We start from the raw sequence: 17,509 nt of genomic DNA, 5'->3' as shown, positions 1-17,509 counted from the left end.
GGATGGGACCACAATTCCCTCAAATGCCCGAAATGCCTTTCCCCCGACACTTTTAAATGAGATGAAGCAAAATATCATAGCTCAGAAATCAAATAGACAAATGTACGAAAGTGTTACCGGACAGGGCAATATTCGTTATGTAGTAAATAAGGATATGGCCTATGGCCATTCCCTTTATCAGATAATGTTTTTGAAAAAGCCAGAGGAAGATTTATATATAAGAAATTTATTTGTTAATATGATGCTATATGTGGGAACTGCATTAGTTGTAAGTTGGTTTGCATCTCTATTAATTGTGCGTTATTTGACTAGACCCTTGACCCAGATGGAACAGCATGTAAAACAAATTGCTAATCGTAACTGGAAGGAACCCCTTGACATAGAACGTAATGATGAAATTGGTAAACTTGCTACATCCATAAATACCATGCGGCAGCAGTTAATACATCAGGATGAAACTCAACAATCTATGCTGCAAAATATTTCACACGAATTGAAAACTCCTGTAATGGTAATAAGGAGCTATGCCCAGGCAATCCAGGATGGTGTTTATCCTAAAGGCGATCTGGCGGGTAGTATAAAGGTGATCGATGAAGAAGGAGAACGCTTGGAGAAGCTCACCAAGCAATTGCTATATTTGACGCGTTTAGATTACCTGTCAACTAAAAATCCTGCTCAAGAGGAGATATATCTAGATAAACTAATCGATAAAATAATCCAGCGATTAAATCTTCAAAGGCCTGAAATATCCTGGCAGATAGAATTACTGCCAGCTGCAATTAAAGGTGATGTTGAAACCCTTCGGGTGATGATTGAAAATGTGCTTGACAATCATCTGCGTTATGCTAAAACTACCATGGTGATCAGACTAACCAAGGATATTGGCAGTGTTAACCTATATTTTTGGAACGATGGAGTAGAGATTGAGCCCCATACACTGGAACAAATCTTCAGTCCTTTTAATAAAGGCAGGGAAGGCAAAACAGGTTTGGGACTAGCGATTGTACAGAGGATCCTGAAGATTAATCGGGGGACAATAGAATTAAATAATGAGAATAATGGTGTATCAACCAGAATAAAATTGCCTTCTTAAGAAAAGCCAGAGAAAGACTCTGGCTTTTCAGCCTGTTGAAAAAGGTATAACTGGGTTTTAATAATCCCGAACAGCGACATTCGAAGCAGTGGAAACAGCGCTTCGCGAAGCTGAGAATGCGAAAATGGGTGAGCGGACATGGATGTCCGCGAAAGCCTGAGGTAAACACGATGTTTACTCGAAGGCGGCCCATTTTCGCCCGAAGCAAGCGATTAGCGCTGTCCGCTGCGGAGAGAGGAGTCGTGAGGGATTATTAAAACCCGAATATAGGTAGTTTCTCGACAATCTGAAAAGCCAGAGAAAGACTCTGGCTTTTTTTTATGCAATTAGAACGAAATCCCAAAAATAAGCGTCTATTGGTTAAGGAAAAATCAATTGGAGGTAACTATGAAAGCATTAAAACTATCTTATATAGGCATGATTCTTTATTTAATACTATTCCTTGCCTTAACAAGCCCCGGCTATGCAGATACCATAACCACTTTCAGTCCAGGCTACCGGGCTAAATCAGTCTTAGATGAAAGTAAAAATGGCTATCAAGCTATGACAGCAACTATAACTTTACCAGAGGCGCATGATGTTAAGGGAGTAAACGGTACCGGGGCGGTTTATAACTACCTTGGGTTAGAAACAAGGGATGGAAAGAGCATGGAAATTGGACTCCATAAGGATTATTTTGACCTGGCCAATGGAAAATGGTCGATTTTCTCATATGCAAACTACCCTGGGGCCTTTGAAAATTATGGTTCACAGGAGCGGTGGCATAATTTCAGGATCATGCCATGGAATACTCAGGGACCTGACTTGACCTTCAATGATGGAGAGACAGTTACAATGACTTTAAAGGTTATAAGTCAAGACGAGGTTGTTTTTGAGGTATCTGGTTTTGAACCAGTTATCTTAAAAATGCCTAATGCCAATCCAGAGGGCGAGGAAATGGTGTTTCGCCGGGTAACAAGTATTATGACAGACGATATTAATGGATTTTCAAAAAATAATATCTGGCGGGAGGTAAGTCTTCAAAGGCCAGGGGAAGATTTTAAATTATGGGTCCCTAGTGAAGGCGAGATATTAAAATCAAATAATATTGATATAGGTGATAGAGAAGACTCGGCAGTATTTGTTTCAACACACCAGTACTTTCCGGAAACCATAGATATAATTGGATTGAAGCCTAAGGCACAAATAGATAAACTTGTGGTTAAGTTTACCCTTGAAGAGAGTGCCTATTGCATAAACGACTCTTTAGTTGAAATGGACGCCAATCCCTATTCCGAATTTGGCAGGACCTTTGTGCCAGTTAGATATTTGGCAGAGGCCCTGGGAGTTAGTGACATTGGATGGGACGAACAATCCGGTACAGTTACCCTATCTAAAGGGGAAAGAAGGGTAGAAATGGTGGTAGCCAACAACATTATGATAACTCCCGAGGGGCATGTAGAAATGGATGTAGATCCGCAGGTAAGGGAAGGCAGAGTGTATTTACCTGCACGCTATGTAGCAGAAGCCTTTGGGTTCTATGCCAGTTGGGAGGAGGATACCAGGACGGTAATAATACAGTAACTTGTTGTAAAAAACTTTGATAATTTGCTGGAATGCCCTGAAAAACCGTCGGGGCATTTTATTTTTGAAAAAATTATTTAGCAAAAAACTGTTATAATGGGGAGGTTGGTCTGGATCTTGCTTAGATAAGTGATGGGGTGATGAAAAATGTATGAATGGATTTTTGCCGCAATAATTGTATTTATAGCTTCAGCTTTACAGGCAATAACGGGTTTTGGCTTTGCCATCATGGCTACGCCTTTTCTGCTATTGGTTTTTAATTCCAGGGATTGTATTCAGATGAGTATTTTTCTATCCTTGTTTATTGCCCTGGTTTTAACACCAAGAATAAAGAAGGATATTGATTATAAACTGTTAAAAAGGCTTATCTGGGGAGGTTTTGTAGGAGTTCCCATCGGGCTTTTGTTTTTTGCCTACGTTAGCCTAAGCACCTTAAAAATAACTGTAAGCATAGCCATTCTTATAGTTACCTGTTTTCTACTATTTAGATGTTATAACAGTTATCGTACTCAAAAGATGGAGGTCCCAGATCTAGAAACAGAGGAACAGGAGGCTAAAACCGAGGCTGAGGTCTTTAAGTATCAGGAAAAGCGAAATGAAGTAATGGTAGGGCTGAGCTCTGGAGTAATGACCACAAGTATTGGTATGCCAGGGGTGCCTCTTGCCCTGTATTTTAACGCTAAGAATGAAAGAAAAGAGGTAGTAAGAAGCACAACCCTAGCCTTTTTTATTTTTGTTTATACTGTCAGTATAATTGCACAATTATTAACGGTAAAGATAGGTTTAGAGGTTCTAATAGCTTCACTCATATTGACACCGGCTGCTGCACTGGGAATAGTTATTGGTAATGTTCTGTTTGGTAAAATAAATCAACAGGTGTTTCAATTGATTGCTAATGGTATTCTTTTATATACAGGCTTTTACATGCTTATCAATACCTTCTAAATTTATAGATAGTTTATTAGTTCTTTTTGAAAACCTTGACAGACATAAAAAATACTCTTCCGAAAGAAAATATAGATGAAATCAAATGAGAGGAGTGTTAATACTATATGAACCAGCACATCCATTGTATCGTTAGTGATTGTCATTATTATGCCCAGGGAAACAAATGTGTTGCCAATGAAATTCTAGTGGCAACTGACCAGTTTGGTGCTTCACAGCCAGAAAATGTAGACGCCGCTATGGCCAAGCAGTACAATCCCCAGCAGGCGGGAAATTGTATGGAGACATGCTGCAAATCCTACATTCCAAAGGGTTCAAAAAATATTAAGGCAGATGGCATTACCAAGATGTCTTAATCATATTAATTTCTTATGCACAGGACCTTTTGTTGCAAAGCTGCAACAAAAGGTCTAATTGATCAAGCCTTCTCTTATATATGCAAGGAAATATCGTCTACCTAGGCGTTGCAAGTTAGCACAAGAGGGTGTCAAATTTGCAACGCTTAGTCTTTTTTATAGATTTTCTTAAAATTATTGAAAGCTAATATTTTACTATGAGGCCTGGACGAGTCCTAATGATTTGTAATCTAAATGACATTTTGCAAAAAGTTAAGCTCAAGATATTGCAAACTTATATGCTTTATCCAATTGGCATGATAATTGCGATAATAATCCAATAAAATAATCCAATACTTTTTGAGCAGGGGGATGAACAGTGAAGGTAATTGATTTTAGGTTTAGGCCTAATACACCAGAAACAATATCAGGTATTGCTAATAGCAAGATGTTCAAGGGACTTTGTGCAGCTATTGATTTTTCCAAAATGAAGGGACAGCCCTTGGAAGAAGTAGTTGAAGATCTTGATAAACATAATGTAGAGTTTGCTGTTATCACCGGAAGAGATTGTGAAACTACCTACGGTACTTCATCAAACAATCAAAGTGTAATTGATTTTGTGAAAAAATATCCTAAAAAGTTTATTGGCATGATGGGGCTGGATCCCCATAAGGGTATGAAGGCCATCGATGATTTAAAGCAGGCGGTCAGTGAGCATGGCCTAAAGGGGGCTGCCATAGATCCCTACCTTGCCCAAATGTATTCAAATGATGCTAAATATTACCCCATCTATGCCAAGTGCTGTGAGTTAGCTATACCCATTGTAATTACCACCGGCCCAGCAACCCTTGTTCCAAATGCAGTTATTGATCATGTTTCTCCCAGATATATTGATTTTGTGGCCAGGGATTTTCCCGAGCTAAAAATTATTATAAGCCATGGTGGCTACCCCTGGGTTAATGAGGCAATATTTGTAGCCCAAAGAAACAAAAACGTTTATTTAGATATATCTGAATACGAATTGACTCCCCAGTCGGAAGCCTATATTCAAGCAGCCAATACCTTAATCAGTGATAAGCTCTTATATGCCAGTGCACATCCCTTTGTGGATTTTAGAGAATCCTTAAAAATATTTGATAATTTACCCCTGGATAGAGAAGTGAGAGAAAAGGTCATGTACAAGAATGCAGCCAAGCTACTTTTTGGTAAATGCGATAATTTGCCAGCCGCAGATACCCATTCTGCCGCAAAGGAAAACATGGAGGATTTAATTATCCAAGGTGTGATTAAAGAACTTGCTAAAAGGGGTCTAGTTAGTTAGTTCTTATATTTTTCGGGGTGAAAAAATGAAAATTGGCAAAGTCATTGATAATGTCTGGGCAACCAGGAAAGACGAATCCCTGGTGGGTCAAAAATTTATGATTGTACAGCTCATGGATGAGTCAAGACAATTTAAAGGTAGTATCATTGTGGCGGCTGATTATATAGGAGCCGGTATTGGAGATAAAGTTTTAATAACACAAGGTAGCTCTGCCCGTCGTATCCAGGGTAATGGACAATCACCCATTGATGCTCTTATAGTGGGTATCATTGATGAGGAAAATCTGAATCTTGATAGAGGTGTCTAAAGGAATGCAGGCCGATTTAATCAACATAATTAAGAATGCTGGAATTGTAGGTGCTGGAGGAGCTGGTTTTCCCACTCATATCAAGGTCGCTGCCAATGCAGAGTATGTAATTGTAAATGGAGCTGAGTGTGAGCCCTTAATACAAGTGGATCAGCAACTAATGGATATTCTGGCTGACAAGGTAGTGGCAGGACTAGAGTCAGTAATGAGAATTACCGGCGCCAAACAAGGGATTATCGCCCTAAAAGGAAAGTACCAGAGGGCAATCGATTCCCTTGAGAGATATACACAAGGTAAATCCATTGAGATTTTTGTGCTGGGGGACTTTTATCCGGCGGGGGATGAGCAGGTAACTGTTTATGAGGTCTTAAAGCGAATAGTGCCAGAAGGGGGAATCCCCTTGAAGGTAGGCACTGTTGTTACTAACGTGGAGACTTTGCTTAATATTGCAGAGGCCCTGGAGGGTCATCCGGTGACAGATACTTACTTAACGGTTGCTGGTAATGTACCCAATCCCCTAACCATAAAAGTACCCATTGGAACCAGTGTTAAAGAAGTGATTGCATTATCCGGCAGAAGCGATCTTCGGGGAATGGCTGTTATTGATGGTGGCCCTATGATGGGCAAGATTGTGGGGGATGTTAATCAACCAGTGACTAAAACCACCAAGGCCTTGCTGGTACTGGAAGAAATACACCCCTTAATTCAAGCTAAAACCATGCCATTAAAGACCATAATAAGGCAGGCAAAAGCAGCCTGTGTTCAATGCCAGCGTTGTACCGATCTCTGCCCACGTTACCTTTTAGGACATCGGATCGAACCACATAAAATAATGCGCAGCCTAAATTACGCTAAAGGCGAAGCAGATGTGTTAAAAATGACCTTCTTCTGCTCCGAGTGTGGGGCCTGTGAACAAATAGCCTGTCCTATGTTTCTCTCACCCCGCATGATAAATGGCAGAATCAAAAGGGAATTAATACAAAATGGAATCAAGCCCAATACCTCTACCAGGATGCCCACTGCCCACTCAATGAGAGAACATAGGAGAATACCCACCAAGAGGCTTAAAATCAGGCTTGGATTAATTAGATACGATCGTCTAGCTCCACTGGCCGATTTAAAATACCAGCCACAGGTGGTAAGGATACCCCTATCCCAGCATATTGGAAAACCAAGTACTCCCACTGTTGAATTGGGACAAATTGTTGAAAAGGGAATGTTGATTGCCCAGATACCGGAAAATTCCTTGGGAGCAAATATACATGCCAGTATCAGCGGAACGGTGGTTGAGATATCAAAGCATATAGTCATTGATTCCTGCAAAAAAGGGGGTAACCAATAATGTTCCGGTCCATAGGATTAGTGGAATTCAACAGTATAGCCAAGGGCATAGAGGCGGCAGATGCCATGGTGAAATCTGCCCAGGTTGAACTTATTCAATCCCGGTCAATCTGTCCGGGAAAATACATCGCCTTGCTTACCGGGGATGTATCTGCAGTAGAAAGTGCGGTACAGCAAGGGGTGTTGGTGGGTGAAGCTACAGTTGTGGACGAATTCATTTTACCTAATGTACATCCTTCGGTTATAACAGCCATTTCAGCAACTTCAGAGGTGGAGGATTTAAGGGCCCTTGGGGTTATTGAGGTGTTTTCGGTAGCCACAGCAATAGTAACCGCTGATACCGCTGCTAAAGCTGCCGATGTTGATTTGATTGAAATAAGGTTGGGAATTGGTATCGGAGGAAAATCCTTTATCACCATGACTGGGGATGTGGCGGCAGTTAAGGCAGCAGTTGATGCGGGGGTAGTGATTGCTTCAGAAAAAGGGATGCTGGTGGAGAAAGTAATTATTCCCTCGGCCCATAAAGAATTGACCCAGTGGATTTTGTAGCTAACTATGAAGGGGGGTTATTAAAGTAGGTAGAGAACTGGTAACTGCCAAGGATATCAAGGGGATGGCTGAACTCGGGAAGGCATCATTAAATATTGTGCCTGGCACCATCATCACACCCGCTGCCAGGGATGCTGCAAGGGAATATAATATCACTCTTGTAGAGGCTGCCGGGCAGATTGAAAAACTTCCAGAAGAAACCCCTATTAAAAATACCGACTCCAAACCTGCTATAACTAGCGAATTAATTGCAGCTATTGTAAAACAAGTGTTAGCAACTCTTCCAAGAGCAAAGCGAGCAGGGGAATTAGTAAAAGAGGTAGACTCCACAGGACTCCGACTGGTTAAAGGAAGCAGTGTGGTTTGTGAAAAGCTTAATACAGGTCGAACCGATGATGGGGTTGCTGTAAAAGAAATATTCAACAAAAAAGAATGTCCCCAGATGACAACCGGTTTTATGACCCTGGAACAAACAAACTATTTCTGTCTTATGAATAATGAAGAAGTCTACTATTTAATAGATGGAACCATGGAGGTAGAGGTAAAGGGTAATATCTACAGAGGTGAAGCAGGAGATGTATTTTACCTGCCTAAAAACACAGCTGTCACTCTATCTACTAAGGAACAAGCTAAAATCTTTTTTGTGACCTACCCGGCAAATCAGCTTTAATTTTGAAAAAACATTTAGATTAGGAGGCTAAACACATGCAGCAAGCGTTAGGAATGATTGAAACTAAGGGTCTGGTTGGAGCGGTTGAGGCAGCGGATGCCATGGTGAAAGCTGCCAATGTACAGCTTGTTGGCAAGGTAACTGTGGGGGGCGGACTGGTAACAGTTATGGTTAGGGGTGACGTAGGTGCCGTAAAGGCTGCAACCGATGCTGGCGGTGAGGCAGCCAAACGTGTTGGGGAGCTAATTTCTGTTCATGTAATTCCCAGGCCCCACGGTGATGTTGATATTATTCTCCCCAATGCTGCTAGCAAATAGGTTTTTCGGTTTGTAAATATAAAAAAAGTGAGGGAATGTAATATGCAAGATGCATTAGGAATGATTGAGACAAAGGGTTTGGTTGGAGCGGTTGAGGCAGCAGATGCCATGGTCAAGGCTGCCAATGTGCAGCTTATTGGCAAGGTAACTGTGGGTGGAGGTTTAGTGACAGTTATGGTTAGGGGCGACGTAGGTGCTGTGAAAGCTGCCACCGATGCTGGTGCATCTGCTGCCAAACGAGTTGGTGAACTTATATCCGTACATGTAATTCCCAGGCCCCATGGTGACGTTGAGATAATTCTCCCAAATGATTATAAGAAGTAAAAAAGACAGGTTTTATAAGGGGCTGAAAAAATGCGCCATCAGGCATTAGGAATGATTGAAACCAGAGGTATGGTGGGAGCCGTGGAAGCGGCTGATGCAATGGTCAAGGCTGCCGATGTAGCTATGTTAGGACAAGAGTTAGTGGGTGCAGATTTAGTTACAGTTTTTATCAGGGGTGATGTAGGTGCGGTAAAGGCTGCCGCCGATGCTGGTGCCGCGGCAGCTAAAATAGTGGGCGAACTTGTAGCTGTTCATATGATTCCCCGTCCCCACGAAGATATTGAGGTGTTACTGCCAACCGCCCCTTTCGTTGAAGAAACTATTATTGCTATTACTTCTTTTACCGAGGAATCTCTGCAGGCCTTAACAGTAGAGGATTTGCGATTGGCAGCCAGAAAAATTGAGAATATAGCTATTCAAGGTAGACAAATATCCCGGGCTAATAAGGAGCAACTAATTGCTGAAATAATCAAGGCTACCAAAGGTAGTGAGTCCTAGAAAGGAATGACCGATAAATGATCTTAGACTACGATTTAAGTTCCATCCAAGAAGCAAGGGATGTTGCCAGGAAGGCTAAGCAGGCACAAGAAATATTAGCAGAATTTACAGAAGAACAGCTAGAAAAAATCCTGTTGGCCATGGTAAAGGCTGTTGAGGAAAATGCCGAGTGGCTGGCAAAGATGGCAGTTGATGAAACTAAATATGGGGTTTTTGAACACAAGGTAGTCAAAAACCTTTTTGCTGCCAGGGATATCTATGAACACATTAAGGATATCAAAACAGTTGGGGTTATCAGGGAAGACAAGGTAAAAAGGGTAGTGGAGATAGGTGTTCCCATGGGTGTAATATTAGGCATTACCCCCACAACTAACCCTACTTCTACCACCATTCATAATAGCTTGTGTGCCATTAAAGGGGGCAATTCCATCGTTTTTGCTCCTCATCCCAACGCAGTAAAGTGTAGTAACGCTACGGTGCAGATTTTACATGAGGCAGCAGTAAAAGCCGGGGCGCCCCAGGGTGTCATTGGTAGTATTTCAAAGATTTCCATGAAGGCCACTGATGAATTAATGCATAATGAGGATATATCTGTTATAGTGGCCACGGGTGGTTCTGCCATGGTCAAGGCTGCCTATAGTGCGGGCAAGCCCGCCTTTGGAGTTGGTCCCGGCAATGTTCCGGCTTTCATTGAGCGTTCTGCCAACATCAAGCAAGCTGTCCAAGATATCATTGCCAGCAAAACCTTTGACAATGGAATGATTTGTGCATCGGAACAGGCAATCTTAGCCGATGAGCCTGTTAAAGATGAAATTATACAGGAGCTAAAAAAACAGGGCGCGCACTTCCTAAATAAAGAGGAAGTTGATAAGGTGGGTAAAGTCCTTATGACTCCCAAGGGAGGACTCAACCCTGCATTAGTAGGGAAAAGCCCCCGTTTCATTGCGGACAAAGCGGGTATAGCTATCCCTGAGGGAGCACGGATTTTAATTGCTCCCCTTGACGGTTATGGCGTTGACCACCCCTTGGCCCATGAAAAACTATCTCCGGTTTTAGGGTTCTATACTGTTAAGGATTGGTTGGAGGCCTGCTACTTAAGTATTAACCTTTTAAAACTTGGGGGCATAGGACATACCTTCTCCATCCATTCCCAAAATGACGAGATCATTAGGGAATTTGTTCATAAGCCGGTATTCCGTATTGTGGTTAACACTCCGTCCGCCCTAGGTGGAATTGGCTATACAACCGGCTTAACCCCCTCCATGACCCTCGGCTGTGGCACCTGGGGAGGTAGCAGCATTTCTGAAAACCTGGGCCCTCAGCACCTAATAAATGTTAAGAGACTAGCCTACGGTATTAAAGCATATGAGGCAAAAGCCTCAGAACCAAAGACCCCAGCATGCAATTTCTCCTCAGATGAAATTGCCGGCCTGGTAAGACAAGTCCTTAAACAACTTCAGGCTGGTTAAGGCATAATGTAGGACGCTTCAAAGGCGGTGATTTATCTTGGATATGAATAAATTAGTAAACATAATTTCCGATATTGTTCAAGAGCAAATGGTTCAAAGAAACCCGGATAAGTATATGGCAGAAGCTTTTAAAAACGATGAGGCTAAAATTCCCGTAGGTGTATCCAACCGTCATGTGCACCTCGCGGATAGAGATTTAATAGCCTTGTTCGGGGACGATGCAAAGCTGACTAATTTTAAAGGACTGTCACAGCCAGGGCAATTTGCCTCGGAGCAATTAATAACCTTAGTTGGGCCCAATGGTGTTATTGAAAAGGTTCGTGTCCTTGGACCCACTCGCAAAAAAACCCAGGTTGAAATATCCGTTTCAGATTGTTTTAAGCTAGGCATCAAAGCACCAATCAGGGATTCCGGGGATTTAAAGGACTCGGCCCAAGTTACACTGGTTGGCCCGGCAGGCTCTGTAACCATTGAAGAAGGTTGTATCATCGCTGCCCGGCATATCCATATGCACCACTCAGATGCGGTGCGTTATGGGGTGCAGGATGGTGACCGTGTTACTGTAAAGGTTTCCGGGCCCAGAGGGGTAATGTTCTATGAAGTCCTTGTTCGGGTTCATGAGAATTATAAATTGGAGATGCACATAGACATGGACGAAGCAAATGCGGCATGTCTTAGGAATAATGATTCAGTTGAAATAATAACAAATTAAATGACAAGAATTTGTAGCAAGCAGGATAAGATTAATATCTTTCCTGCTTGATTTTTTGCATTTAATTAACTTGTTTAGTTTATAAAGGGGTTTTGATAGCATAAAAAGAATAGACCAGTAAAAAATAAAAAAAATTACCGGGGGGATTGCGATGGGACCTCTTAAAGCCAAGGCAGAGCCATTTAGAATTAAAATGATAGAGCCAATAAAAATGATTTCCCAGGAGGAAAGACAAGGGGCACTGGAAAGGGCGGGGTACAATCTATTTTTACTTAAGGGTGAGGAAGTGTACATAGATCTATTGACTGACAGTGGTACTGGTGCCATGAGTGATTACCAGTGGGCAGGTCTTATGCTTGGAGATGAAGCCTACTCTGGAAGTAAAAACTTTTTTCACTTACGGGATGCGGTAGAAGAAATCTTCGGCTATAAATATACTATTCCCACACACCAGGGCCGTGGTGCTGAACAGGTGCTTTTTCCTGTAATTATAAAAAAACCCGGAGATGTTTTTATCAATAACATGCATTTTGATACCACCAAGGCCCATGTTGAGATGGCCGGGGGACGGGCAGTAAACTGTGTTATTGAAGAAGCCTTTGACACAGAGAAATATCACCCCTTCAAGGGCAATTTTCATTTAGAGAGACTTAAGGACCTGATTAAGGAAACTGGCCCGGGAAATATCGCAGGGATTATCATAACTGTTACTTGTAATAGTGCCGGTGGGCAACCAGTATCCATGGAGAATATCAGAGAGACCAGCAAGATCGCAAAGGAATACGGCATTAGGGTATTTTTTGATGCAGCCAGATGTTACGAAAATGCCTTTTTTATTAAGACCAGGGAAGAGGGCTATAAAGACAAAACCATACCGGAAATTGTTAAAGAGATGTTCGCATATGCCGATGGCTTTACCATGAGCGCCAAAAAGGATGCCATTGTTAATATTGGTGGAATCCTAGCTATCAAGGAAGATGAAGATTTATATAATAGATGCGCCGCCAGAACCGTTCCCATGGAAGGCTTCATCACCTATGGAGGATTAGCCGGTAGGGATATGGAGGCAATGGCCAGGGGTCTTTACGAAGGTATGGATCTTGATTACCTGGACTACAGAATAGGGCAGGTGAATTATCTAGGTGAGAGATTAAGGGAGGGAGGCGTACCCATCCAGTACCCCGCCGGGGGACACGCCGTATTTGTTGATGCTAAAAAACTTCTGCCCCATATTCCCTATTATCAATTTCCCGCCCAGTCCCTTGGCAATGAGTTATATTTGGATGCAGGAGTCAGGGCAGTGGAAATTGGTTCCTTTCTTTTGGGCAGGGATCCTGATACGGGGGAGAATCTAGAGTCACCCATGGAATTATTACGTCTCACGATTCCCCGCCGTACCTATACATACAACCATATGGATGTGGTTGCAGAGGGGCTCATTGGGGTTAAGAATAAGGCCCAAAGGCTAAGGGGACTGGAATTTGTATACGAACCACCAATACTAAGACACTTTACTGCAAGGCTCAAGCCAATTTTATAAATTTATTAATTAGGAGAAAGAAAATGACTAAGAGGATAAAAGGAATCATTGTTAATAAAAGAAGCAGGATAGCAAACAATAACAATCTGAAGGTGAAGATGGCACCTAATAGACATGAAGAAGATTATGCCAATATGTCTGATGGAATGATCCCCTAAATAGTAGTCATATATGAAAAAAATAAACTCCCGCCAATTGCTGCGGGAGTTGTTTAGTTTAATTATGGCACACATAGGACGTCAAAGGGGAAGAGGTAATCGGGATTTGGAATATGGGGATTTGCAGCAATTAGTTCTTCTACACCAATATTAAACCTTTTGGCAATGGAAGACATAGTTTCTCCATAATCTACCTCATATAGGACCTGATAATTGGGAGGGCAGTCCACCGGCTTCCTAAAGCCTGGAGCACATAGTACATCACCTGGAAATAGAATATTTGGATCCTGGATATGAGGGTTTACCTGGATCAATTTTTCTTCGGTAGTACCAAAGGTTTTTGCAATTTTAGACATGGTATCCCCTTCAATTACAAAGTACTGGCTCAGAAAACCTGCTGGGCAGTCGGTAGGGTAACGGGGAGTCATAAAAAACACCTTCTTTCTTGTGTCCATTAATAAATAAATATGTTGGTAAGAGTGGAATAAGGACTTAAACCGCAAGAGTTTTCTGCATATTCCAGGTAAAGTTTAGAATGGAATATAGCTTGTGTTTACAATAAATTAAAGTAAATAATTAAAGCAAATAATTATAGAAATAATTACCAAGATAATTGTTTAAGCTTGTTAATTTGTCGGTCATAGCCCAGGCAGCTTTATAATTAGACCCAGGGGCTTTGCATTAGGAAAATATTAATAGGTTTATCTGAACCGATAAAGTGGAAGGACAGTCTTTTTTTTGGTAAGATGATAGTTGACTATTATTTGTTTAATTAAGAATTAATGCGACTAGATAGTAAAAGGAATGTTTGATTTAGGGGGTAATTATATGTTCACTCTAAAGGATTTGGCCCAGCCTGGAACATTAGATGAGGCCTATCAAATCCTGGTGGCTGATAGAAGTAACGTACTTCTAGGTGGTTGTGCTTATTTAAGATTAGGATCACTGAAAATTAATACCGCCATAGATTTGTCCAAGATTAACTTGGACTATATAGTTGAATTAGCTGATTATATTGAGATTGGTGCAATGACAACCTTTAGAGATATTGAAACCAGCCCTCTATTAAATGCTTATTTCTGCGGCGTTCTTCCTAAGGCGGTGAGTAATGTCGTTGGTGTTCAATTTAGAAATGTTGTCACTGTAGGGGCCAGTGTTTATGCTAAATATGGTTTTTCAGATCTGATCACAGCGCTATTAGCCTTGGATACTGAAGTAGAGTTATATAATGGGGGGCGAATGTCCCTGGAGGATTTCCTGGACAAACCTTTTCCAAGGGATATTCTAGTAAAGTTGTTTATAAAGAAAACAATGCGACTTGCTGCCTACCAAAGTTTAAGGAACTCTGCAGGTGATTTTCCCTTGCTGAATGCAGCAGCTTCAAAATTGGGCGATGAATGGCGCATTGTAGTAGGAGCGAGACCCCTCAGGGCTGGGATTGCCTATAAAGCCTCGAAGTTTTTAACCGAAAATAGTTTCAATAATGAACAGATGGATGCGGCAGCGAGGATTGCTTCTGAGGAGCTATCCTTTGGCTCCAACATGAGGGGGACAGCTGAATATAGAAAGGCCATGTGTAGGGTGCTGGTAAAGCGGGCGGTTACGGAGGTAGTTCAATGCAAATAAGCACCATAATTAATAATAAAGAAGTATTCTTGGAAATTAAAAAGGGTGAGTTTTTGGTTGATACCCTTAGGAGCTATGGCTTGTTAAGTGTGAGAACAGGCTGTGATACAACCAGCTGCGGTTTATGTACTGTGTGGCTTGATGGAAAGCCAACCCTCTCTTGCTCGGTGCTTTCGGCGAGGGTGCAGGGTAAGAAGGTTACTACCATTGAGGGAGTACAAAAGGAGGCCGAGGAATTTGCCCAATTCATCGCTTCGGAGGGTTCTGACCAGTGTGGTTATTGCAGCCCGGGCTTTATAATGACAGTACTGGCCATGAAGCGGGAGTTAACTGAGCCTTCGGAGCAACAAATAATACACTACCTGACCGGCAATTTGTGCAGGTGTACAGGGTATATGAGCCAGCTGAGGGCTGTTAAGAGATATCTGGAGGTTGTGCAAGTATGAAAATCGTTGGTAAAGGGATAGCAAAGACTGACGGAATTGCCATCACAACAGGAAAACCAGTTTATACAGATGATTTAACCATGCCAAATACCCTGGTGGTTAAGCTCCTTAGAAGCCCCTATGCCTTTGCTCGGATTATTAATATTGATCTATCTAAGGCTTTAGAACTGGAGGGGGTAGAGTGCATCCTTACCCATAAGGATGTACCTAAGGTTAGGTTTACTCTGGCGGGGCAGTCCTATCCCGAGCCGTCTCCTTATGATAGGCTTATACTTGATGAAATTGTACGGTATGTGGGAGATGAGGTGGCTATTATTGCCGCCGTTGATGAACAAACTGCCCTTCAGGCAATGGATTTAATAAAGGTTGATTACGAAATATTAGAGCCTGTTCTGGATTTTGAAACAGCTGAAGGGCATAGTTCGGTAGTACATCCGGAGGAGGAGCTTCACTGTAATTTTGACATTGGAATGAGGAAGGAAAGTAATATTGTATCTTCCCAATTGGTAGAAATCGGAGATGTAGAAGAAGAGCTTAAGAAATGTGCTGTGGTAGTGGAAGAAACCTACTATACTCAAGCCCAGGCCCATGCCATGATGGAAACCTACCGTGCTTTAAGTTACCTTGACCACAACAGCCGGCTGGTGGTGGTTAGCTCCACCCAGATTCCCTTCCACGTAAGGCGGATGCTTGCAAGGGCACTAAAGCTGCCTGCCAGTAAAATAAGGGTAATTAAACCGAGAATAGGCGGGGGTTTTGGGGGAAAACAAACTGCGGCAGTTGAAATCTTCAATGCCCTGGTTACCCTTAAGACTGGAAAACCGGCTAAAATTGTTTACGACCGGAAGGAAACCTTTAGCTGTACCACCAGCCGCCATGCCATGAGATTGAAAGTAAGGCTGGGGGCTGACAAAGAAGGGTACATCAGGGCATTAGATATACAGGGGTTATCAGATACCGGGGCCTATGGAGAACATGCCTCAACGGTCTTTATGGTGGTGGGAGAGAAAACCCTCCCCCTATACAATAAAACCAATGCGGTACGATTTATGGGTAATGTGGTTTATACAAATAAAATGCCTGGGGGAGCCTTAAGGGGCTATGGTGCAACCCAGGGAACCTTTGCCCTTGAGTCAACTGTAAACATTCTGGCTGAAAGATTAAATATTTCTCCCCTGGAATTAAGGTTGAAAAATATAATCAATAAGGGGGAAGCAAGTAAAGTATGGGATGGTGGAATTTTAGGCAGTTCTACCCTGGATAAGTGTATTGAAAAGGGAAAAGAGCTGATAGGTTGGGAGCATAAATATCCCAGAAAAGAAATTGGTAATAAGGTAAGGGCTTTGGGGATGGCTGTGACCATGCAGGGTTCAGGAATCGCCGGTATTGATACGGCATCTGCTGAAATAAGGTTAAATGATGCTGGTAGCTATACCTTGTTAATTGGCTCAACAGATATGGGTACCGGCAGTGATACTATCTTGGCCCAAATGGCAGCAGAAGTGCTGGATACTACTGTTGGGAAAATTATAGTAAATTCTGCAGATACCGATGTCTCTCCCTATGATCCTGGTTCTTACGCCTCCAGTACTACCTATGTTACCGGAATGGCGGTTGTAAAGGCAGCAGAGGCATTAAAGAAACAGATCATTGAGATGGGTGCCAAACTATTGAAGGTTAGTGCTGAGACCGTAGATTTCGACGGAGATAAGGTTACAACCACCAATGGAATTTCCATAAGTTTGGAAAAAATTTCGGAACAGGCAGTTTTAGGTACAGGTAAACTTCAACTGGTGGGGCAGGCAACCCATGGCAGCGACGTATCCCCGCCGCCCTTTATTGCAGGTTTTGCAGAGGTTGAAGTAGATAAAGAGACCGGGAAAATAGATATAATTGACTTTGTAGCAGTGGTGGACTGTGGTACTGTGATTAATTCTAATCTGGCCAGGGTTCAGGTTGAGGGAGGCATAGCCCAGGGAATAGGTTTGGCCTTATATGAAGATGTGAAATATGATCAAAAGGGCGGTCTCAGAACAAACAGTTTCATGCAGTATAAAATTCCCTGTAGAAAAGATGTGGGCAATATTAGGGTAGTATTTGAGGAAAGCTATGAGCCAACCGGACCATTTGGTGCAAAGTCCCTGGGTGAAGTGGTTATCAATACCCCAGCCCCAGCCATCGCCCAGGCAGTTTATAATGCTGTGGGGGTAAGGGTGACAGACCTTCCTATCACGCCGGAGAAAGTATTTACAGAGATGTCGAAAAACTAAGTAATTAATGCTAGAACTTATGGTA

19 protein-coding genes and 1 pseudogene are annotated in these 17,509 nt (G+C 42.3%); 19 read left to right on the top strand and 1 reads right to left on the bottom strand.

Going from position 1 to position 17,509, the window contains the following annotated elements:
• The 16 genes and pseudogenes from P6N53_RS10815 to P6N53_RS10740 form a co-directional block, all read left to right on the top strand.
• On the top strand, positions 1–1,093 hold a 1,093-nt coding region (locus P6N53_RS10815), incomplete at its 5' end, for a HAMP domain-containing sensor histidine kinase (protein ID WP_304542995.1).
• A gap of 387 nt (positions 1,094–1,480) precedes the next feature.
• A complete protein-coding gene (locus P6N53_RS10810; RefSeq protein WP_304542993.1) occupies positions 1,481–2,656 on the top strand; it encodes a copper amine oxidase N-terminal domain-containing protein in 1,176 nt (391 codons plus the stop codon).
• Between the two features lie 147 nt (positions 2,657–2,803).
• Positions 2,804–3,601 carry a sulfite exporter TauE/SafE family protein gene (locus P6N53_RS10805; protein ID WP_304542991.1) on the top strand — a complete coding sequence of 266 codons (798 nt, stop codon included), beginning with the start codon at positions 2,804–2,806 and terminating at the stop codon, positions 3,599–3,601.
• Between the two features lie 107 nt (positions 3,602–3,708).
• Entirely contained in the window at positions 3,709–3,957 is a 249-nt protein-coding gene (locus P6N53_RS10800) for a DUF1540 domain-containing protein (protein ID WP_304542990.1), read from the top strand.
• A 358-nt stretch (positions 3,958–4,315) separates the two neighbouring features.
• Positions 4,316–5,257, top strand: coding sequence for an amidohydrolase family protein (locus tag P6N53_RS10795; protein ID WP_304542988.1), 942 nt, complete (start codon positions 4,316–4,318; stop codon positions 5,255–5,257).
• A gap of 25 nt (positions 5,258–5,282) precedes the next feature.
• Positions 5,283–5,564, top strand: coding sequence for a EutN/CcmL family microcompartment protein (locus tag P6N53_RS10790; RefSeq protein WP_304542986.1), 282 nt, complete (start codon positions 5,283–5,285; stop codon positions 5,562–5,564).
• Between the two features lie 4 nt (positions 5,565–5,568).
• Entirely contained in the window at positions 5,569–6,906 is a 1,338-nt protein-coding gene (locus P6N53_RS10785) for a 4Fe-4S dicluster domain-containing protein (protein ID WP_304542984.1), read from the top strand.
• Positions 6,906–7,454: a BMC domain-containing protein gene (locus tag P6N53_RS10780; RefSeq protein ID WP_304542982.1), complete on the top strand. Its 549-nt coding sequence runs from the start codon at positions 6,906–6,908 to the stop codon at positions 7,452–7,454. Before P6N53_RS10785 ends, P6N53_RS10780 begins: the two co-directional genes overlap by 1 nt.
• Before the next feature lie 64 nt (positions 7,455–7,518).
• Entirely contained in the window at positions 7,519–8,124 is a 606-nt protein-coding gene (locus P6N53_RS10775; protein ID WP_304542980.1) for a cupin domain-containing protein, read from the top strand.
• 35 nt (positions 8,125–8,159) lie between these two features.
• Positions 8,160–8,441, top strand: coding sequence for a BMC domain-containing protein (locus P6N53_RS10770; protein ID WP_304542978.1), 282 nt, complete (start codon positions 8,160–8,162; stop codon positions 8,439–8,441).
• 42 nt (positions 8,442–8,483) lie between these two features.
• Positions 8,484–8,765, top strand: coding sequence for an ethanolamine utilization microcompartment protein EutM (gene eutM / locus P6N53_RS10765; RefSeq protein ID WP_304542976.1), 282 nt, complete (start codon positions 8,484–8,486; stop codon positions 8,763–8,765).
• 30 nt (positions 8,766–8,795) lie between these two features.
• Positions 8,796–9,068: pseudogene (locus P6N53_RS10760) on the top strand (BMC domain-containing protein); the annotation flags it as partial.
• Between the two features lie 212 nt (positions 9,069–9,280).
• Positions 9,281–10,732, top strand: coding sequence for an acetaldehyde dehydrogenase (acetylating) (locus P6N53_RS10755; protein ID WP_304542974.1), 1,452 nt, complete (start codon positions 9,281–9,283; stop codon positions 10,730–10,732).
• Positions 10,733–10,769: 37 nt separating this feature from the next.
• The gene (locus P6N53_RS10750; protein ID WP_373323034.1) at positions 10,770–11,444 is read left to right on the top strand and encodes a phosphate propanoyltransferase; all 675 of its coding nucleotides are present in this window, start codon (positions 10,770–10,772) and stop codon (positions 11,442–11,444) included.
• A 151-nt stretch (positions 11,445–11,595) separates the two neighbouring features.
• Positions 11,596–12,984, top strand: a complete 1,389-nt coding sequence (locus P6N53_RS10745; RefSeq protein WP_304542972.1) for a tryptophanase — start codon at positions 11,596–11,598, stop codon at positions 12,982–12,984.
• A gap of 23 nt (positions 12,985–13,007) precedes the next feature.
• Positions 13,008–13,142, top strand: coding sequence for a hypothetical protein (locus tag P6N53_RS10740; RefSeq protein WP_304542970.1), 135 nt, complete (start codon positions 13,008–13,010; stop codon positions 13,140–13,142).
• A 62-nt stretch (positions 13,143–13,204) separates the two neighbouring features.
• On the opposite strand, the gene P6N53_RS10735 is transcribed toward P6N53_RS10740, so the two are convergent.
• On the bottom strand, positions 13,205–13,570 hold the full coding sequence (locus tag P6N53_RS10735; RefSeq protein WP_304542968.1) for a LysM peptidoglycan-binding domain-containing protein: 366 nt from the start codon (positions 13,568–13,570) through the stop codon (positions 13,205–13,207).
• A gap of 400 nt (positions 13,571–13,970) precedes the next feature.
• On the opposite strand from P6N53_RS10735, the gene P6N53_RS10730 reads away from it, so the two are divergent.
• The 3 genes from P6N53_RS10730 to P6N53_RS10720 are packed head-to-tail and all read left to right on the top strand — an operon-like array spanning position 13,971 to position 17,484.
• A complete protein-coding gene (locus P6N53_RS10730) occupies positions 13,971–14,768 on the top strand; it encodes an FAD binding domain-containing protein (RefSeq protein WP_304542966.1) in 798 nt (265 codons plus the stop codon).
• Entirely contained in the window at positions 14,759–15,214 is a 456-nt protein-coding gene (locus P6N53_RS10725; protein WP_304542964.1) for a (2Fe-2S)-binding protein, read from the top strand. Before P6N53_RS10730 ends, P6N53_RS10725 begins: the two co-directional genes overlap by 10 nt.
• On the top strand, positions 15,211–17,484 hold the full coding sequence (locus P6N53_RS10720) for a xanthine dehydrogenase family protein molybdopterin-binding subunit (protein ID WP_304542962.1): 2,274 nt from the start codon (positions 15,211–15,213) through the stop codon (positions 17,482–17,484). Before P6N53_RS10725 ends, P6N53_RS10720 begins: the two co-directional genes overlap by 4 nt.
• Positions 17,485–17,509: the final 25 nt, after the last annotated feature.

It is taken from the genome of Desulforamulus aquiferis, from assembly GCF_030577015.1.
In the GTDB taxonomy this organism is placed as follows: Bacteria; Bacillota; Desulfotomaculia; order Desulfotomaculales; family Desulfotomaculaceae; genus Desulfotomaculum; species Desulfotomaculum aquiferis.
This window is presented reverse-complemented; position numbering and strand designations above follow the sequence as displayed.